The sequence below is a fragment of the Pseudomonas sp. FP597 genome (assembly GCF_030687435.1).
Lineage (GTDB): Bacteria > Pseudomonadota > Gammaproteobacteria > Pseudomonadales > Pseudomonadaceae > Aquipseudomonas > Aquipseudomonas lactucae.
In genome coordinates this window covers 5,556,364-5,574,582 of sequence record NZ_CP117432.1, presented here as the reverse complement: position 1 = coordinate 5,574,582, position 18,219 = coordinate 5,556,364, and the positions used below count along the sequence as shown (strand labels likewise).

Sequence of the window (18,219 nt, the reverse complement as noted above, 5' to 3'; positions counted from 1 at the left end):
TAGTGGTCGACTAATTTCGGACACTGCGTTAAGTTTTCTCGGCCACAGCGAGCGCTAACCCGCAGCTTGTTGATAGGTGTATCTAGAAGCGTCTGCCTGCAGGCGAGCCGGTTGACGCTATGTCATCGGGTCTATCAAACAACTGATCTGCCAAGCTCTTTAGCTCTGCGGCTCGGAAGCTTCTCGGTATCGATGCGTTTCCGATACGAAATCGATAAATGCCACTGCTGCGGCAACCGCAAGCCGAGCATGCCTAGGCTGCAGCCCGCGATGTTGGCCGTCCTTGCCATGGCCGGTACCATACAAACCTCTCAGCTGCGTGAGATTGCTGGTCAACTGAGTGAGGTTGCGGAGGATATTCTTGATATTTTCAGCGCCCTTAGCTGCTTCACTGACTCCGTCGGGAACCAGCTGCAATGCTTTGGTAACCTTCTTTGTCAGATTGCCCAGGTCATCGGCCTTGGTGAACGGAATTTCTCGTTTCGTGAGAATGGACTTGCAGCAGCTTTCCACCAGTTCTTTGGCTGTCCCGATCGCCAATTCGGGGTCTAAATCGACGGCATATTCCAGACGTTCAATTTGCTTCGCCATCCATCCGGCGCTCAGCGCCTCGACAACAACTCTCGCTCGCATGACCGACCTGGTTGCATTCACTTCTGTGGAAGCGCTGTTTATCAACCGGTAGGAAAAGCGCGGGCGGCCGGCAATTTGCTGCTCCTGATACAACTCCCATCCGGCGTTCTGGAGTTGATCGTTGAAATGCTCAACGAGCTTAATCGCTTGTTCTCGCTGGGGGCGAACTACGGGATGCACCGTTTCGCAGAGAAACCGGAGAAACGCCTCAGCACTCCCATCGAAGAGGCTGAATCGGGAGTCGCTGAAGACCCAGTCATCGTCCCAGTCATCGTTGTTATAGCGATGTTGCCAAATGTCGCCGACGGCGTCTTTGTAGCGACTGTCCGTGGAGGGAAGGGTTTCAAGCTCATACAGCCGACTCAGAAACTCAACATCATTGAGCTCCCCATACCACTTCACGTTCTCTAGACGTAGGCCATCCGTGATGTTCTGCCGCACCGACTTCGGTAGGTTGGAAGACTTCCCTGAACGCCAATCCATTTGATACTCCCGTGCAGGCACGATCAGCGCCGAGTACGCGTCGCTTTGCTGGTGCTCAGTTACCGTCCTCAACGCGGTTGTGATCCTTTCCTGGAGTTGGACCCGCTTGACCCCGAGCTTGGCGTACTCCAAAGCAGGAATGATGAAGCGAATTTCCCAATAGTTGGTTCCGCCATTCCAGTTGTCGTTGCCTGTCAGTTCCGCATTCGCAGGATGACCGCGGACTACCTCCGCCGCCTCATCAGCACCCTCTGCGCGGAGAACCGCGTATATCGTTGCCAAAAGCGGCTCAATTTCGGTTTGCTCCATACGACCCCCAATCCAGATAACTGAGAGTCATCGTAGCTAGTAGGACAGGCCATCTGCCATCAAAAACTAGACATATTGGTGAAAAAGCTAAACCCGGGCCATGCCCAGCGAACCAAAGGGCATTCGCATGCCTTTAACTTTCAAATCCAACGCCAGCCCGCGCAGTAAGGCTTCCGGCGCGACGTTGATTGTGCCTGGGGGGCGACCACGTGAGTTCGCAGGCAATGCTCTTATCCGCACGCATCCGGTTATGGAGGAAACCCAAAACTGGCGCATCCAGAAACGACACGGCTTTGACTTATATTCCAGAACACCGGCGGCTTATCTACCGCCGGGCCCTAGAGTCATCGGCCAGACATGGATCGAGCTGTCGACCGGGGTGTCACTTGAAAAAAGGATCATGGTTTGCATGGGCCGTTCCCCTGCCAGAGGAAGGGTCATAGCCGAAATTAACCAGTGATAACCCTGACTCGTATTTGGTGGTGTTGATCAGGTTGTCAGACCTAGAAAAAATTGCCTCACTACCGGCTAACTATCAGCGCTCTCAGGCCATCTAAACCCTTAATGACCAGGCATTCCTAGTTTCAACTTTAAGTACACAAGCAAGGTTGCCGTGAGCAATCCAAGCCCCAAAATTTTGGATGATTTGTCGGGTGACAAACCCTCACAGTGACAGGTACGCTCGGCGCTCTACCCTAGGACCACTGGAATCGTCCATGCGAATACAAGCAGGCTATCCAGTCAAAGCAGGAACGCTTATCCGTGCTAGACACAACTCTTTCTGATCAACAACTGATCGACACCTTTCTCCCCCAAATATTGGAAAACGAAGCCAAGGGCGTGCTTCAGGATCTGCTCGCTCAGCCCACTCTAGCCATGCAGTTTCTTTTCTTTTCAGAAGAGGCAACCCGAAAGGCCATTAAGCATGTAGTGGATATTTTTGACGAGTGCTACCGAGCAGGGCAGCTGAGGGTCGCCATGAGCCATGAAAATGACTGCCTCTACGGCTATGCGTTGCTGTTCGCTCATCCAGACCCAAACGTTCCACGCTATTGCCACAAAATCTTTGTTTTCCCAGATTTTCGCGGCCACGGTATTGGATCACAAATCCTCAATGCGCTGATCGAAGATGCGCGCGATACAAACCTGTTGTGCGGCTATGACCTAGTAGATTTCTACGAGAATGCAGGGCTTGAGCAAAAAGGCGCATTCGCTGTTCCTGGGAAGCAGCAAGGATTTGCACTGACTCAAGGGATGTACGCTGACCTGGTTGTTATGGGCACACCAGGATCAAGTGCGGCGGCAGGTGTGTTCATACTCAACGATGACGACGTAAAGGCGCTCTTGGCTTGCGCATGAACTAACCTAAGCCAGCCTGGAAAAAGGCGCTGCACCATGCGTTGCATGAACTCCTGATCAAAGCAGGTTTCAGAGAGCCGCCAAACGTAACAGTCGTGCCAATGAGAGATTGGTGAACCTAATGAAATACATTCTGTTTTTCGTCACTGCTGCATCGACTTTGTGGCAACTGAGTTTTCAATACCATTCCTGGTGGCATTTTTTTCTGCTGTCAGCAATATCCGTCTCATGGATTCTCGGCACGCTATACACCTATGACTGTATTCAAGCTTTGACCGGGCGAAGTTCTCCCTATTTTAGGGAGTTTTATGGTGAGCTGAATAAAGATTTCTGTATAGCACTACTTAGCGGACTATCACTTACATTCATTATAAACATCTCTTCGGCGGACTACAGCCTGTCAAGTATTGACATAGCTTTTGCGGGCTTCCCATTTTTATTGTTAAGCGTGTACGACAGCTTTGCGTTGCAAAAAAGAAAGATCGTCGGCGCCCGACTACCTAAGGCCATAACGCGCTGCCTGATTGGGCTTCAGCTTTTCATCATTGGCGTATTTAACTATTACCTGATAAAGATTAACTCCGGTGCATTCGCGCCTGCAGAATCCCTGTGGATTCAGATAACACTCTTACTGACCGCCCTATGTCTTTGTGTGTTTTCGCACCAGATGGTTTTCATTCTTACAAAGCAGAGAATGGAGATCTCTCCTACGATACTTGGACTATTTGAAAGTATTAAGATGAGCAAAGGCGTTTATAGGCAGGCTGGCGAAATGGCAGAGCAGTGGAATAAAATTGTATTTGATAAAAAGCTAGAGCAGCGTAAGAAAAAAGCTAAAAAGCACAAGCGCTGAAACATCCAGTTCGGGCTGCTGCGCACCTACCAAGCAGTGCCGTAGCCCCTTGGCCGTTTCTAATGAGTACGGGATAGCCTTCGTTTGCAGGCAAAAGTTGGATTCAGCCATGGTTGCCGTTTTTTACGTTTCCTGCGAGCGCAGTAGCAAGGATGACACGGCGAAATTTGATCAGCGCAATTCACTTTCATTCCGCAAAAAGATCCATAGATGAGCAAACCGTTACTGCCCCTTAGAGTCGAACTGTCGCAGCCAAATCGCCACGACCTCCGGCCGGGGAAGGCTAACCCCATACTGTAGGCTGACCGTTCTAGCCTTGCGCGTGGTCAGACGCCGTCGCACCCAGACCCCTACCCCAATATGAAGTGATGGCACGAAGCCTTCCATCGAACAGCCGTGCACCCTATACTGTTTATACATACAGACCACCTGCGCGACCCATCTTCTCCCGTTTTAACCAGATTGGAGCAATTGATGCCTACCGACTTCATAGAACTCAAGACCCTCGCTGACATCCAAAGTCATTTCGAAATCGCCCTAGGCCTGCTGCTTAAGAAAGAGAATTTCAGCCATGGGGTGTGGCCTTATAAACTCTATCAACCTGAAGCAAGCTGCCAGTATGAAAAGCTTGGTAAACGATGTGCTCAGCAGCACCAAAAAGGTTACGTAGTCGGTTGTACCGATGGTTCCGTGGTTCTGATCGGCCATTGCTGCGCTCACAAGTACCTCAGCTTGGATGACGCATCGGTCAAAGCAGGCTTCAAGCAGCTTGATATGAACCAGCGGCAATCAATCCGCCGCCGTAAGGTGGAATCCCTACTCAAGAAGCGGCAATCCTACGTAGAGCAGGGCAAAGCCCTTCACATGCAACATAGGGATTTGCAAGCGCGGATCACTGAGTTGCACAACGCACTACCCCGGCAGATTTGGCATAAATTAATCGACCGCTGGAAGACGAATAGGCCGGAAGTGGTCTGGGAATATCAGATAACCAAGACAGGTACCGATAATGGAAAGAAAGTTGTCGAGAGAACCTGGTACCCGAGTTCCTACGGCAAGCTTACCGGGTTGGGAGCATGGCTTGAACTGGACTATCAAACGTACGCTGGGCAGATATCAGACTACCGTAAACAGCTCGAACTCATCCCTGCCAAAGAACACCTGACTAACGCTGAAATCGATCACGCAGAGGCCACTTTCAATAACGTGGCTGCTATCACGAACATGGAGCGAGAGCTCGGAGCCCTGTCCAAAATGCTGAGCGACTTTTCCGAGCCATCCAATTTGGTACGTGCAGTTCAACTCACCAGCAATCAAGCCGTTCGTGCGGAAACTGTAGTCGCTGTGCACCGCTTGACGGGGGAAACTCTGGTGATGACGCCCGAACGGTTCATTGCGGATATTGATGTCGCTCTGAAGCGCAAACACGATGCAACCGGATTACGTATTCAGCAGTGACGAACCGTAGGATGACCTGAGCTAGGAAACAGCATCACTAAACTGGAAGCCCAGTTCTATCCGATCTGGCAAGGAAAACTAGCGTCAACCGTGATTAAGCACGCGCCTTAGGAGAGGATCTGGTGCACATCTGCTCTCAGCTTTCAGGCACCAAGCTAAGTGGTAAAAAACCACACTCAATCGCTCTGCGTAATTCGATGTTGGAGTTCACTACAAGCGTCCTATGCGTAGAAACGTCAATCTTTAAACGCCAGGAAAAGTCCCTAGTTCCCTCGCGCCCTAACGACCCGTTTAACCAATTTGGGAGTGTGGCGCGCCCAGGGAGAGTACATAGGTGCTGAAGAGGTAGTCCGGAGTGCATGATGCAGAAGTATTTCGCTGCAGCTCAGAGGAGTGGCGTGGCACCCACCTAATGACGATACATAACTCCTAAGGGAAGGAGTTCGACGAGGTCATAATCTACGACGGCCTCTACCAGCGCATTGCCAAAGCCCCCAGGATCCAAAAATCTGCGCCCAGAATCTTCTAGTACTGCGGGTGGGCGTAACTCGGGCGATACGTCGGACCACCATTGTGACTCCGAAACGCGATCCGTGCCCTTTCCTGTGAGTCAATACTTCCCCTGCTTACATCTCTCTCTACTAATCCGGCCGCAGCTGAAAGCGGTCTTAGTCACGCCTATCGTAAGAAGTAAAGAGCTCCTAGGTCCCAAATTGACTAGCACAGAAGGGTTCACGTTACGTCCGCTTTTGGCCGAAGGCGGCCATTCACTTACCTATTCCCGCTATCTTTTGCGCGCATTTCCAGCACAGTCTGCGTATTCCACGCGCATTTGGACACCCATTCCACGAACACTTGGACAGCGATTCCACGCTGACTTGGACACTCATTCCACGGCCACTTGGACACTGATTCCACGAGCACTTGGACAGTGATTTCTCACTGATCCGACCCACGCTCAGGCAGGCGACAACGCAGGACTATTCACTACCATCGGCCTCTTTTATCGAAGCGAAGAGGTCGTCGTGGAGCGTATATCCATGCGTAAAATCCGAGAGGTACTGCGCCTAAAGTTCGACGCCGGCCTGTCCGTGCGCAAGATCGCCGCCAGCTTGCGCATCAGCAGCGGCAGTGCCGGCAATTACCTGCACCGTTTCAACGCTTGCGGGCTGACTTGGCCGACATCATTGTCGGACGCCGAGCTGGAGCGATGCCTGTTTCCGCCAGCACCAACAGTTCCCAGCGATCAAAGGCCGATGCCTGATTGGGCTCGGGCGCATGCCGAGCTGCGCCGCCCCGGCGTGACTCTGGCTCTGCTCTGGCAAGAGTACCGACTCGCTCATCCGCAAGGCTTTCAATACAGCTGGTTCTGCGAGCACTACCGCCTTTGGGCCGCCAAGGTCGACGTGGTCATGCGCCAGGAACACCGTGCCGGCGAAAAGCTGTTCGTCGATTACGCTGGACAGACCGTGCCGATCATCGACCGGCGAACCGGAGATATCCGCCAGGCCCAGATATTCGTCGCCGTCCTCGGCGCCTCCAGCTACACCTTCGCCGAGGCGACCTGGTCGCAGAAACTGCCCGACTGGCTGGGCTCACACGTCCGCTGTTTTGCTTTTTTCGGCGGCACCGCACAAATCCTGGTGCCCGACAATCTGCGCAGTGGCGTGACCAAGGCGCACCGTTACGAGCCCGATATCAACCCCAGCTACCGCGATCTGGCCGAGCACTACGGCGTCGCCGTATTGCCTGCTCGCTCACGAAAACCCAAGGACAAAGCCAAGGTCGAAGTCGGTGTTCAAGTGGTCGAGCGCTGGATCCTGGCGGTGCTGCGCAATCGGCAGTTCTTTTCGCTGGGTGAACTCAACACTGCCATCGGACTGCTGCTGGATCGCCTCAACCAAAAGCCCTTCAAAAAGCTGCCCGGCTCACGCCGTTCGGCCTTCGAAACCCTTGACCAGCCGGTACTGCAAGCATTGCCGGAACATCCCTACGTCTACGCCGAATGGAAAAAGGTACGCGTCCATATCGACTACCACGTCGAGGTCGACGGTCACTTCTACTCGGTGCCATACCAACTGGTGAAGCACCAACTCGAAGTGCGGCTCACGGCCCAGACCGTCGAGTGCTTCCACGCCAACCAGCGTGTAGCCAGCCACCTGCGCTCGCCGCACAAAGGCCGCCACACTACCCACACCGAGCACATGCCCAAAAGTCACCGCGAACACGCCGAGTGGACACCGCAACGGCTGATCCGCTGGGCAGAGCAAACCGGGCCGAACACGGCTGGCGTTATCGCCTACATCCTCGAACGCCGAATCCATCCGCAGCACGGCTTCCGAGCCTGTCTAGGCATCCTGCGCCTGAGCAAACAGCACGGCGAAGCGCGGCTGGAAGCCGCGTGCCAGCGTGCGCTGGCACTGGGCGCATGCAGTTACAAGAGCCTGGAATCGATCCTGCGCCAGGGGCTGGAACGCCTGCCGCTGGCCCAGCAAAACCTGCCGCTACTGCCCGACGAGCACATCAACCTGCGCGGCCCGGGCTACTACCACTGACTGAAAAAGGAGCACGAACATGCTGCCTAACCCGACCCTCGACAAGCTGCAAATCCTACGCCTGCACGGCATGATCAAGGCGCTTGGCGAACAACACGCAACGCCCGACATCAACGATCTCAGCTTCGACGAACGCCTCGGCCTGATGGTCGACCGCGAGCTGAGCGAGCGCGAAGACGCCCGCCTGACGACTCGCCTCAAAGCCGCACGACTGCGCCATAACGCCTGCCTGGAAGACATCGACTACCGCAGCCCGCGCGGCCTGGACAAGGCGCTGATCCTGCAACTGGGCAGCGGTCAGTGGCTGCGCGACGGCCTGAACCTGATCATCGGCGGCCCAACCGGCGTAGGCAAAACTTGGCTCGCCTGCGCGCTGGCCCACAAAGCCTGCCGCGACGGTTACAGCGTGCGCTATCTGCGGCTGCCGCGCTTGATGGAAGAACTGGGCCTGGCCCACGGCGATGGGCGCTTCGCGAAACTGATGGCGAGTTATGCCAAGACCGACTTGCTGATCCTGGACGACTGGGGCCTGGCGCCGTTTACCGCAGCGCAACGGCGCGACATGCTCGAACTACTGGACGACCGCTACGGCAACCGCTCGACGCTGGTGACCAGCCAGATGCCGGTGGACAAATGGCATGCACTGATCGGCGATCCGACCTTGGGCGACGCGATCCTCGACCGGCTGGTGCATAACGCTTATCGGATCGAACTGAAGGGCGAATCGATGCGCAGGCGCGCAACGAAATTGACGGCGACAGAGACTTCAGACTAACAATGCAAACCTGCGTCGCTGCGCTCCGACTGCCTGTCCAAGTGGACGTGGATCAGATGTCCAAGTGAGCGTGGAACGAGTGTCCAAATGATCGTGGGCTGAGTGTCCAAGTGTCGTGGAATCCGCACACAGTCGGCTAGTGCTGAGCGCAGCCACTTAGGCATTTTGCATTCCATGAGCTTGTTGAGCTCTTCATCCCTGAGCGAGTTGGTAATCTTCCTAATGACCTCCTCATTCACCTCGTTTTTCCCGAGATACAAAAAAGCAGTCAAGGCCGTCCCTATTCGCGTTCCAGCTTGTTGGAGTCGTTGCTGTGACGCATGGCGCAGCCGGACAACAGCGTTACCGATTCTGATTTCTCGTGTCGATCCGCTGGTGTAGAAAGTAGGCAAAACCTGCATTTGAACGCTTAGACCCAGTCGGCGAACAGCTTCTACACCATGGATCTGGATAGTCTCGCTTCTTGCTCTTGCAACCGCTCCCAACACAGAAATGGGGTTGGCTCGAACCCGTTTACCCGTGTATTGGCTGAACTTGGGACGCATGTAAACGCCCCGGAAAACGCGCTCCAAGGTGCCCCTGAGCACCATCCGAGACAGAGCTTTGTTAACAGCGGAGCGGGAGCCCGCTTGCTCAAATACCGTGTGAACAAAGGGGCTTCCCTTGGGCATTCGCTTGATACGTTTCGAGATAGACTCTGTGACAGACACAGCTAATCCTATGACTGACAAGTAGTGGACCGATCCTGTGGCATAGAACCTAACGGCGTTAAACGTAGACACCGTATTCAATTCGCCCTAGAAGTGTAACCACTTGCTGGTAGCCCGATCGAGTTATCAAAATGTTGCAAGGCACTTGATATCTTAGCCCGATCGCTGGTTTGCATAGCCATTGCCTGGCAAGCGCTCGACTGCCAAGCACTCGCGTTGCGAGATGCAAGATGTGCTCGCACCTTTTCTCTAAACATCGGTGGGTGATGCTCCAGCACCCCAGCGGCGAGCTTGGGCACAGAGCTAGTATCTGAGGATTGTTCATTTGCACACCTCAAAGATGAAAACCTATCTCTTAACCGGCAAGTCGGCCAACGGGCTCCATTCCTTTGCCGGCTTGTGCTGCTATGTCGAGGAACCCTCCTTGCGTCTGTTCCCGCGCTCGTAAAAGCTTTCGGGCGCCGCCTTCATTTTCCGACTTTATACGCCGGTTCTCTGTCTTTACCTTCCGCCGCCCCTTCATTGCCTCTCCCGTTCCTCGAGGTAGCGCCCAGGATTAACTCAGCCGCTGGTTCAGACAGCGCATACTATGGTTGCATTTGATCGGACATCTCAGTCCATGCTGAATAGTGCAGCCGCCCATCCTCATCGATCCGATGGCGTCACGCTTAGCTCCTCACGAACGCGCTCAATGATTGAATCTAGAGTGGCATCCTTGTCCATAAAAAGGTAGCACTGGGTCAAGATCGTCAGAGGATGAACATTCATGATAGAGGCAAGCCCGTGCACCATTTCGAGGGTAGGGCCCTTTCCTCCGGCTTCCAGTTGACTAAGGTAGGTTTGGCTAACGTGGCCGCCGAAATTTTCTTGGCTGAGGTTGCGGGATTTTCTCAGCAGCCTCATTGACTTGCCAAATGCCTGTTTCAGCTCCATTTTTCATTCCTACAAAAGGAATGATGAAGCCGTCTTGAACGTAATACATCCATTAACTATTGTTAATATTTTGAGGATTTTTCGATGTTCAAGACCTATAGACATGCCGAACTCAGCCCTGCCGGCATTTTTGGCGAGCCTGGCAGCCATCACTGGAAATTCATTGAGCTGGAGCTCCACCACCCATGGTTTTACGTGGAGCTTGTGCGCGATTATGGTGACGACATCGTGGGCAGCATGCTGATGATCCCTACGGTACCAATCCTTAAACAAATACTGTCGGAGCTTGATGATCGTTCATGGTTCGCGCAGGCACACCTGATGTTCCCTGGTCACATGAGGGGCGGGAACGACTGGGTGATGGAACCGCTCCAGGAAGTGAGCATTGCTGAAGACTCTTCAGGAACGGAAGAGGGCTATATCTATAAGGTTGTAAGTGGGGCTTGTTACAGCATTCATCACTCGCCTCAGCAAGAAAACCTCAAGGTTAAAGAAATTATTTTTTTGGCTGAGCGCGATTTGCGGGTGAGTATATGAGTTAACCAATGCAGTATTGCGATTGATAGCCAAGCGTACCGGGCTGTCGAGAAACACCATTCGTAAATGGGTCAGAGCACCCGAAGCCACTCAGCCGGCGTACCAACGGTGCGCAACCTTCAACAAGCTCAGTCCATTTCACGAGACTCTGGAGCAGGTGCTCATGGCCGATTCGTTTCGGGCAAAGCACAACCGCAGAAGTGCCAAAGCACTTTTCGAACAGATCAAGGCCGAGGGGGACTACGGCGGCTTACAGCCAGCTCACCGCCTTCATACGTGCGTGGCGCGGCGAGCAAGGTAAGTCTTTAGGGGCCTTCGTACCGCCGACCTTTGCACTCGGCGAGGCCTTTCAATTCGACTAGATCGAAGAAGGTATGCTGATCGGCGGCCTGTCCCGCCGCATCCAGGTCTCGCATATGAAGCTGTGCGCCAGTCGCGTGTTTTGGTTAGTAACCCATCCCAGCCAGGGCCGGGTGTAGTTGTCGATGCCTACGACATTTGCATTACCGTCACGGTATTTTCGAACGGTAAACCGCGACTCGAACTCACCAGAGTGGGTTGGGACCTCCCCTTGATAGAGGTAATGAGGATCGCCTCCATTCACCGCGCCATCCTTCACAACTACGAGCCCGTCACCGAAATCACCTGTGCTCGCGCGAAACTCCACATGAAAAATCCCACTTGTCATATGCCACGACCTCAATTGACTGGAGATCAAAGCGTAGCCCAGGACAGCTTTAGTGTACTTGGCAGGCTGTAACTTTTTGTGAAGGGATAAAAAGATAAAGCCAAATCTATGACGTCAAGAAAATTCGTTGCGGTACGCGGTAGTGTTTTCTGAAATTGGGCTGGTCCGACGCTCCACCACATGACTCACGAAGAAACTCTGGACGATTGCACAACGAAAGATGCCCAAGCACGCCTATCGCGTACCGGTAGCACCCAGTTGTTTATTAGCGTGTATGCCGGCTCAGGCATGACACCGAATGAAGACGCATTTTTAGCCGCCCTGAGTGAATGACCCTAGCCTTTAGCAATCTCGCCGATTGGGTTTCTCGGTAGATCATGTCTAACCTAAACTCATGCTTTGCAGCATTTCAGGGAAACGCGTATGCGGTACCATCGAGCGGAAGAGCTGGAGAGGGAGTTCGAAGTCTTGATTGGACTGATGGCAGAGATGATCACAGCCCAGGCAGAGAAATACGACCCCACAGCCGACAACCCGACATGGATGTTCAGTCAGCATGATTTGGCCAAGAAGCTTTTTCGGCACATGTGCTCGGTGCGTACGCTTTTAGAGCCCTCGCCATTTCGTAACGAGACCATCCCGCCTTACAGCTTCATCGATCATTCATCAATGGCAGTGCTGACGCGCTCTGCGCTCGAAAACTACCTGGTGATGACCTGGCTTCTCAGCGGCAGTGATGAGTCATTACGAGCGTTCCGACATAACGTTTGGGAGTACTGCGGCTGGAAGAAGCGAAGCAAGATGGCTGCGACCACTGACGATGCGCGGGAGGCCCGCGAGAAAGCTGAGTCGGACGCAGCAGCACTGTGACCAGCTATTCATGGCTCGTCGCACTACCAACGTTACACAGCCCCACAGCAAGATCGCCTCCGCAAAGGAAGCTGGGATGTAGGGTGGCATTGGAACGATCTGGCCGTGGACGCAGGGCTACATAAAACCTACTTCACCTCCTACTACCCTTTCCTCAGCGGCCATGCACACAGCGATTTCATCGGTGCAATGCAGAGTGGTCAAGCGATCCACCTCGCTGATCAGTACATGCTTAGGTCGGGAAATCTGCAGGTGATCCTGATGTTGATCGGGCATTTCGCTCATCACTATGCGAGCCTCTTTCCTCCAGCCAACGAGGTGTTTCTCAACGCCGGAGCTGCCCGAGAAGCTGCGGAAAAGTGGAATTTCCGGGCAGAAGACATGGATTTCCTCTATCAGCCAGAACGCTGATTACCGGGGGCGCCACGGGAAAGCTGCGCCCCACGCGAGCGCCTGGTCAAGTCGATGCAAACGGGTGGTCACGTGGAATGCAAACAAGTGGTCAAGCCGAATGCAAACGAGTGTTCAAGTGACTGCAATTACGCAAGTACGCACAATTGCGCAATCATCTCTTCTTTTTAAGCTGTGAAACCGGCCGCTCCAACATCGACTGCGTCAGCCCATGCATATCCGCATTGGCTTGCCAGATCAAAAACCGGCTATGCATATCTCGAACAGCAGCTAACAGCTTCTGATTGGTAGCTGTCAGTTCCTCAATGCGCTCGTTGGCTGCTTGAATATCGGCAATCCAGCCCGGCTTTAGCTTCTTAGCCTTCAATGCCGCCTTGGAATTCTTCATCGCTAAATCCACGGCAGGTAGATTCATCAGGGACTGGCGAACACGACTGATACCCAGTTTTTCTTTGCAGGCCTCAACGAGCAAAGGCCAGGTTAACTTCGGGTCCGACCATTCCTCAATTAGCTTAATGATGCGTTTCTCATCCTTTGGCGTTAAATGCCCCATCGTTAGCCCTCGATCTCATCTAGCAAAGCCAAGACGTCATCCAACGATGGCAACGCCTTTTGCACCTGGTTCTCTTCAATTACTTTGACCTCGATCAGTCTCGACATAGCGGCGGCGTTCTTGTTCAGCGTCCAACCGTTATCGGCGTTCCACACAATGGCACCGTTTTCGAGCTCCGGGTTTTCCAGCATTTGGATGAGCGCCTCGCACTTAAAGAGCTTCTCACCCAGTTTTTTGGCCGACTCCGGCGCCCCAAACACACCCCGAGACTGCGCATCCAGGACTTTATCGAAACGGCGTTTAAGGTCGTCGCGTTCTTCCTTGAGGTTGGCCAGCTTCACGTCATCCCCCTTGACGCAGCCAAGCCGCCCGCATTCCAAACAGGCACCCATTTTCGGGCAGGGCTCGGACGCAAAGTTGTGCACACAGACGCCGACATGGGTTTGATGGATAATGCGGTCCTGCTCACCCTCGCGCAGTTCCCTTACATCAGCAAGATTCAGAGGCTGATTGGTTTTTACCTTGTCCAAACGCTGAGCAGCGGTGCTGTTCTTCGTTTTGGGGTGGTAAGCCGCAACTCGTTGGGTGCGCTCCTCGATGGTCTCGTGGTTGTAAACCGATCCCATCGTTGTGCGCCCGGAGAAGGCGTCAATCAGAAGCTGCGACAGACCGGCCTGTTGCATCCGCGTGTTCAATTCGTGTCGAAACGCATGCGTGTTGACCTTGACACCGGGGTAGCCATGGCGCTCGAACAGACTTTTCCTTGCCGCAGTGTTCGTACTGCCTAATTGTGCCTTCATTCGGTTAGGGTTCGCTGCGATCTCTACGCCAAACCCGTGCGTCACAGCAGTGCCACCTGCGTCTTCAGCCAGCGCTCCCGTGCGCACGGTGAACAAGGCATCACGAAACTTCACCCGCGCCTTGCCCTCCGTGTACGGCGTGGTGTAGGGAAAATCCTTTGGGAGATACTTCTCACGTAGCAGCACATTGAGCGTGCGCAGCGTGATCACACACCGATCGTCAAACTCAACACCCTGGACTCCTGGCTTGTCCTTCACGTATATCCGCGTCCCTTTACTGGCATCAAAACCATCGCGAATCTCGGCCAAGAGGACTCGGGCGGCGGGGCTGAGTGCTTTTTTCTGCTCCATGGGTTTTAGTAAACCCCTTTGGAATGTACTTCGCGGGTTGTGGTTCTCATGAACACTGAGTTTCAGCGCGGCACAGGCTTCGGCATAGGTGAGCGGTTCATCGGGCCCCTTCAGTGGCAGCCCTTCATGGGGCGGAAACTCATCGGGATGCTCTTCCAGCCAGGCGGCGTAAGCCCGCGCCTCATCGGTGATCGGTTTCAGTAAGGTGATGACCCGCTCGACGACCGGCTCCATCTCGGGCTTGATGACTGGCTTCAGCGTGACCTGGTTTGTCTTTTCCGAGTACCAGCGCAGGAACATGCGCCGGTTGCCGTGGGTATCCTCTTTGAACACGCGACAATCCAATTCAACATCCGCCAACTCACCCACGCGACTCGGGGCGCTCAGCAACAGCGCACAGGCGGTTGTCACAATGATATCCAGAGGGCGGGTCAATTCGTTAGTGAACACTTCCCCGAGCGCTTTGATCGCTTCGGGGTTGGGCAGTTTCTGTTCCCGATCCGCTTTTTGCTGCTTGAGCGTGCCACGCGGCTTCAACGTCAGCGGAGAGGTCCACCGAAAATCGGTCTTGAGCAGTTTTTTGGCCTGCATTAGGGTGATGAGGGCCTCAAGCGCCTTGCTGCTAGCGTATGCGTTGTTGCCTTTTGCCCAGTGACGACTCAGGTGCTCGCACGCTCTATTGCAGACAACGGCGGACACCTGCGTCACATCCCGCGTGCCGGTCAGCTCGACCAACGCGGCTTCCAGCACCCTCAGGGCACTCAGCCAGTCTCTAATTATCTTTTTCTGCAAATACACCCGTCGGTACACCATGATGGCCTTGGCGAACTCCGTGAAGGGTGCCTGTATCGCCCTTGGGGCTGCGTTGGTCGATCCCAACGCTGTGAAGCTACAGCTTTGGACGCCATGCTTGTGCCAACTGCCGTCCTCCCAGCAAATACTCGAGTGCACGCGACTGGGAATGCCTTTGGGCAGGGTTTGTTTTGCCCATTCGATAAACGCCGAGAGCTGAGCCTCCGCAGCCAGTTGGCTCCTGGACTTGAAATCAACAATGTTGTTCGTCGGTTCAGAATCAAACGCATCGGTCATTCGCCTTTCCTCCCTGATTGGAGCGTGGCCTCACAATCCAGAATCACCTTGCGGCATGCCAGAATGGCCCGATCCCAGAGCACGCCGGTCGTTTTATCCGTGGCAATGGTTTGCGCTCGCCGACGTTCCAATCGCTCAAGGACCGCGCGGTGATTGGCGTACAGAAGGGGTTGGAATTTTCCGCATGCGTAACAGGTAAAGGGCGTATCGAGATGGCAGGCGGCAGTGGCACCGCACACTGCCAGATCCTCGATTTGTCGATCCGCTCGGTCCCCGTTTTTTGCTGAGGTGCGATCCGTGACGATCATCCCGGTGAACGCATTCACAACCAAGGCCAGATGGTCGCTCATCTTCGCGTCGATCAAGGCCAGCAGCTCCGGCGACACCTGGCGGTACTTTCGCACTGTCCGAGTATTGTTGTGCATCAATGCGCTGGCCATCGTCCACTCATCCAGCCCGGCATTGGACAGGTCCGTGCCGAGGGTGTGCCTGAACCGGTGCCCCCGCGTCACTTTCAGCGGCTGATGAGTGCGAGGCGAAATCGGAAAGCCCTCCATCCGCTCGATGCGATCAAGCCATGCCTGAACCGTGCCTGCTCCAACATGAAATATTGGCTGCGCCGCCTCTTCGAGCGCTTTTTGCAGGGGGCTATCGAGTAAAACGGGGGGATTCACCCGATCCGGAAGTTTTGCTTCATTATCCAGCTTCCGACGAAAGAGCGGCAAATTCTCAATGGCTGCATCCCAGTCGGCGCGGACTGGATAGGTTTGCCAGAGTTGCGCCAGAACCATGGCCTTGTAGGCCTGCACGGTGTTGTACATGTCCTCATCCAGACTGAAGGTTTCGGACTTTGCTCGCCAACCCGCCTCGCCGTCCTTTTGCTTTGCCCAATGAAACCTGACCTTGCAGCCCTGATCGCTCTTCGTGAAATCACCAAAAACCATCATGCGCACCTGAGCGCCACGCTGCCCGTAAATCATCAACAGACGCAGATACAGGTATTGCTCGGGGTCTAGCTGACCCTGACAGAACTGCTCATGTATCCATTGGTGCAGCGCGTCCTGCTCCACTTGGGTGAGCGGGCCCTGTTCGGGGTCCAGGCTGAGGATCACATCGTGGCTGGATCTCTTTTTTCTGGGCAGTGCCTGGTAGGCCTCGATCAGGGATTGCGGCGGACGTTGTTCGAGGGATTCGCAGGCGCTCCAAAATGCCATGAAAGCGGCGAGCTGACTGAACTCGCTCACGTTAAAACGCTCCCGCAGAGCGATCAGGTGATCGTAGTTGAGCGGGTCGAGACCGGCCTGAGCAGCCCGCGACAACACACTGGCGACTTTAGCAACCGAGCTCGTTGCATGATCAGCCATTCGATAGGCAAGGGCGGCGTGCAACCAGGGTTGCCAATCCGGCGAGACGCAGGCAAGGGCCGCTTTCCAGTTGACTGGGTTTCTGGCCGATTTATCGGGTTTCCACATGGGGTGAGACGGTGTGAACACCTCCCCACATTTCGCCAGGCGAGGCGTGCTCAGCCATGCATCGAGGCTGTCCTTCGTGGGGGCCTGAAGTGCTTCGACGGCGATGTTCACGCTGAACCTCCTGGTGTCGTGCCGGCCAGCTGACGGCTGGACGTTAACCGCTCGGCCCGTTTCTGTATCGCTTTGTCTGCCTCCTCCTTCCAGAACTTTGCGCCGTAGAGGCCGGGCATGTTCGACTCGGGACTCCAGCCGAACATCCATGTCAGAGTCTTTTGAACTTGCGTGGTACGATCCTCCGGCGTGAGCGCTGCCAGTTCCTCACGCATGCTTTCCAGCATGGTGTAGACCGCGTCATGCCTGAGAATATGCGGGTGGACATGATCCAGTTCCGGCGCTATTACTCGAATCCTCGACAGAACGCCATCCACTGCCTTGATGGTCAGAGGCCCGCCCTCATTTCGCTTGTGCGCCACCAGAAAAAACGGATGCTTCCTTGCTTGCGATGTGCCGCTACGGGCCTTTCTGTGGCGATATTTCGATTCGTACTCAGTGATCGCGACATACAGGTCATCGGTCATCACCAGCATGCGCTCGTGGGTTTTGAATTGCGGGGCCGTGGTTCGTGGATCGATGCTCTCATCCTCCAGGTTGACCACCGCCAGTTGACGACTGTGCCAGTGAATATCTTTGGTCTTGATCAGCAGCATCTCGGAGCGCCGCAGCCCCATATCGAGACCCAACAGCAAAATGATGTAGTTACGCAGCCTGATGGCGTCATCTGAAAAGGGATTCTCGGCGCTATTCGGATGCATGATTTCCAGCAACCGCTTTCGCTCCTGGGCAGTAAGCCCCTTCATTTCGTCCGTTCGCGTTTTTTTCCACGCAGGGCTGGCCGCTTTGACCTTGCGGTTGATGCGCTTCTTCAGATCGTCAACCGCCTCATATCGTGTTGAGTGATCACCCAACTTGTCATAGATGAAGGCCAGGTAGTCGCGTACCGCCTCGATTCGCTGCCGCGCATGGACTTTGCCAACGGATTTGTAGGCGGTCGGATGCAAGCGGATCCCCGCATACTTCATGGCCAAGGTTTCCTTGCTGAACCCCGCGTCCGACACAAACCTGGAAAGCTCACTGTCTGTCAGGTACCGGCTGTGAGGGCGCTGTTCGATGCGAGGAATCAGATCAATAGAGGAGTAAGCGAGAAACTCCTCAAACACAGCCAGATGCTCAAGGTACTTCTTGGTCGTGTCGAGGGCTCTGCCTGAATGCTCCATGGTTATGTACAGATTGGGGTAGTACGCAGGGATGCAGTCTTGCACCAGCAGCTTTCTTCGAGCAGCATTCACCACCTGCTCTATGATCTGGAAACCCATTTTTTTC

General features: G+C 54.5%; 16 protein-coding genes and 3 pseudogenes. 10 read left to right on the top strand and 9 right to left on the bottom strand.

Annotation, left to right across the window (positions count from 1 at the left end; all coding sequences use genetic code 11):
* Positions 1-159: 159 nt before the first annotated feature.
* Positions 160-1,425 (bottom strand): abortive infection family protein, encoded by a 1,266-nt coding sequence (locus tag PSH66_RS25545; protein ID WP_305427872.1) that lies wholly within the window; start codon positions 1,423-1,425, stop codon positions 160-162.
* 127 nt (positions 1,426-1,552) lie between these two features.
* On the opposite strand from PSH66_RS25545, the gene PSH66_RS25540 reads away from it, so the two are divergent.
* The 6 genes from PSH66_RS25540 (at position 1,553) to istB (ending at position 8,425) form a co-directional block, all read left to right on the top strand.
* Positions 1,553-1,885, top strand: a complete 333-nt coding sequence (locus PSH66_RS25540; protein WP_305427871.1) for a hypothetical protein — start codon at positions 1,553-1,555, stop codon at positions 1,883-1,885.
* 302 nt (positions 1,886-2,187) lie between these two features.
* Positions 2,188-2,784 carry a GNAT family N-acetyltransferase gene (locus PSH66_RS25535; RefSeq protein ID WP_305427870.1) on the top strand — a complete coding sequence of 199 codons (597 nt, stop codon included), beginning with the start codon at positions 2,188-2,190 and terminating at the stop codon, positions 2,782-2,784.
* Between the two features lie 121 nt (positions 2,785-2,905).
* Positions 2,906-3,637: a hypothetical protein gene (locus PSH66_RS25530; RefSeq protein WP_305427869.1), complete on the top strand. Its 732-nt coding sequence runs from the start codon at positions 2,906-2,908 to the stop codon at positions 3,635-3,637.
* Between the two features lie 474 nt (positions 3,638-4,111).
* Positions 4,112-5,095 carry a hypothetical protein gene (locus tag PSH66_RS25525; protein ID WP_305427868.1) on the top strand — a complete coding sequence of 328 codons (984 nt, stop codon included), beginning with the start codon at positions 4,112-4,114 and terminating at the stop codon, positions 5,093-5,095.
* Between the two features lie 1,040 nt (positions 5,096-6,135).
* Positions 6,136-7,650 (top strand): IS21 family transposase, encoded by a 1,515-nt coding sequence (gene istA, locus PSH66_RS25520; RefSeq protein ID WP_305427867.1) that lies wholly within the window; start codon positions 6,136-6,138, stop codon positions 7,648-7,650.
* Between the two features lie 19 nt (positions 7,651-7,669).
* Positions 7,670-8,425 carry an IS21-like element ISPsy14 family helper ATPase IstB gene (istB, locus tag PSH66_RS25515; protein ID WP_305427866.1) on the top strand — a complete coding sequence of 252 codons (756 nt, stop codon included), beginning with the start codon at positions 7,670-7,672 and terminating at the stop codon, positions 8,423-8,425.
* A gap of 137 nt (positions 8,426-8,562) precedes the next feature.
* Here the strand turns inward: istB and PSH66_RS25510 are convergent.
* The 3 genes and pseudogenes from PSH66_RS25510 to PSH66_RS25505 all read right to left on the bottom strand — a co-directional run.
* Positions 8,563-9,096 (bottom strand): annotated as a pseudogene (locus PSH66_RS25510) (DUF6088 family protein); the annotation flags it as partial.
* A 97-nt stretch (positions 9,097-9,193) separates the two neighbouring features.
* Positions 9,194-9,460 carry an antitoxin Xre/MbcA/ParS toxin-binding domain-containing protein gene (locus PSH66_RS30280; RefSeq protein WP_370694818.1) on the bottom strand — a complete coding sequence of 89 codons (267 nt, stop codon included), beginning with the start codon at positions 9,458-9,460 and terminating at the stop codon, positions 9,194-9,196.
* 320 nt (positions 9,461-9,780) lie between these two features.
* Positions 9,781-10,068 carry a helix-turn-helix domain-containing protein gene (locus PSH66_RS25505; RefSeq protein ID WP_305427865.1) on the bottom strand — a complete coding sequence of 96 codons (288 nt, stop codon included), beginning with the start codon at positions 10,066-10,068 and terminating at the stop codon, positions 9,781-9,783.
* A gap of 84 nt (positions 10,069-10,152) precedes the next feature.
* On the opposite strand from PSH66_RS25505, the gene PSH66_RS25500 reads away from it, so the two are divergent.
* Together PSH66_RS25500 and PSH66_RS25495 are read left to right on the top strand one after the other, a co-directional pair.
* A complete protein-coding gene (locus PSH66_RS25500; protein WP_305427864.1) occupies positions 10,153-10,605 on the top strand; it encodes a hypothetical protein in 453 nt (150 codons plus the stop codon).
* A gap of 16 nt (positions 10,606-10,621) precedes the next feature.
* Positions 10,622-11,075 (top strand): annotated as a pseudogene (locus PSH66_RS25495) (IS21 family transposase); the annotation flags it as partial.
* Between the two features lie 86 nt (positions 11,076-11,161).
* On the opposite strand, the pseudogene PSH66_RS25490 reads toward PSH66_RS25495, so the two are convergent.
* A pseudogene (locus tag PSH66_RS25490) lies at positions 11,162-11,293 on the bottom strand (GrlR family regulatory protein); the annotation flags it as partial.
* Between the two features lie 423 nt (positions 11,294-11,716).
* On the opposite strand from PSH66_RS25490, the gene PSH66_RS25485 reads away from it, so the two are divergent.
* A complete protein-coding gene (locus tag PSH66_RS25485; RefSeq protein ID WP_305427863.1) occupies positions 11,717-12,163 on the top strand; it encodes a hypothetical protein in 447 nt (148 codons plus the stop codon).
* Between the two features lie 105 nt (positions 12,164-12,268).
* Positions 12,269-12,574 (top strand): hypothetical protein, encoded by a 306-nt coding sequence (locus PSH66_RS25480; protein ID WP_305427862.1) that lies wholly within the window; start codon positions 12,269-12,271, stop codon positions 12,572-12,574.
* A gap of 154 nt (positions 12,575-12,728) precedes the next feature.
* Here the strand turns inward: PSH66_RS25480 and PSH66_RS25475 are convergent, their stop codons facing one another.
* The 4 genes from PSH66_RS25475 to PSH66_RS25460 are packed head-to-tail and all read right to left on the bottom strand — an operon-like array spanning position 12,729 to position 18,212.
* On the bottom strand, positions 12,729-13,127 hold the full coding sequence (locus PSH66_RS25475; RefSeq protein WP_305427861.1) for a hypothetical protein: 399 nt from the start codon (positions 13,125-13,127) through the stop codon (positions 12,729-12,731).
* Positions 13,128-13,129: 2 nt separating this feature from the next.
* On the bottom strand, positions 13,130-15,367 hold the full coding sequence (locus PSH66_RS25470) for a hypothetical protein (protein ID WP_305427860.1): 2,238 nt from the start codon (positions 15,365-15,367) through the stop codon (positions 13,130-13,132).
* On the bottom strand, positions 15,364-16,950 hold the full coding sequence (locus PSH66_RS25465) for a tyrosine-type recombinase/integrase (RefSeq protein WP_305427859.1): 1,587 nt from the start codon (positions 16,948-16,950) through the stop codon (positions 15,364-15,366). The genes PSH66_RS25470 and PSH66_RS25465 overlap by 4 nt, the downstream gene beginning before the upstream one ends.
* Complete coding sequence (locus PSH66_RS25460; protein ID WP_305427858.1) at positions 16,947-18,212, bottom strand: site-specific integrase; 1,266 nt, start codon at positions 18,210-18,212, stop codon at positions 16,947-16,949. Before PSH66_RS25460 ends, PSH66_RS25465 begins: the two co-directional genes overlap by 4 nt.
* Positions 18,213-18,219 lie beyond the last annotated feature (7 nt).

Bases quoted from the DNA above. Each gene is read 5' to 3' on its own strand.
- PSH66_RS25545 (WP_305427872.1), bottom strand. From the start codon at position 1,425: ATGGAGCAAACCGAAATTGAGCCGCTTTTGGCAACGATATACGCGGTT.
- PSH66_RS25540 (WP_305427871.1), top strand. From the start codon at position 1,553: ATGCCTTTAACTTTCAAATCCAACGCCAGCCCGCGCAGTAAGGCTTCC.
- PSH66_RS25530 (WP_305427869.1), top strand. From the start codon at position 2,906: ATGAAATACATTCTGTTTTTCGTCACTGCTGCATCGACTTTGTGGCAA.
- PSH66_RS25525 (WP_305427868.1), top strand. From the start codon at position 4,112: ATGCCTACCGACTTCATAGAACTCAAGACCCTCGCTGACATCCAAAGT.
- istA (WP_305427867.1), top strand. From the start codon at position 6,136: ATGCGTAAAATCCGAGAGGTACTGCGCCTAAAGTTCGACGCCGGCCTG.
- istB (WP_305427866.1), top strand. From the start codon at position 7,670: ATGCTGCCTAACCCGACCCTCGACAAGCTGCAAATCCTACGCCTGCAC.
- PSH66_RS30280 (WP_370694818.1), bottom strand. From the start codon at position 9,460: ATGAACAATCCTCAGATACTAGCTCTGTGCCCAAGCTCGCCGCTGGGG.
- PSH66_RS25505 (WP_305427865.1), bottom strand. From the start codon at position 10,068: ATGGAGCTGAAACAGGCATTTGGCAAGTCAATGAGGCTGCTGAGAAAA.
- PSH66_RS25500 (WP_305427864.1), top strand. From the start codon at position 10,153: ATGTTCAAGACCTATAGACATGCCGAACTCAGCCCTGCCGGCATTTTT.
- PSH66_RS25485 (WP_305427863.1), top strand. From the start codon at position 11,717: ATGCGGTACCATCGAGCGGAAGAGCTGGAGAGGGAGTTCGAAGTCTTG.
- PSH66_RS25475 (WP_305427861.1), bottom strand. From the start codon at position 13,127: ATGGGGCATTTAACGCCAAAGGATGAGAAACGCATCATTAAGCTAATT.
- PSH66_RS25470 (WP_305427860.1), bottom strand. From the start codon at position 15,367: ATGACCGATGCGTTTGATTCTGAACCGACGAACAACATTGTTGATTTC.
- PSH66_RS25460 (WP_305427858.1), bottom strand. From the start codon at position 18,212: ATGGGTTTCCAGATCATAGAGCAGGTGGTGAATGCTGCTCGAAGAAAG.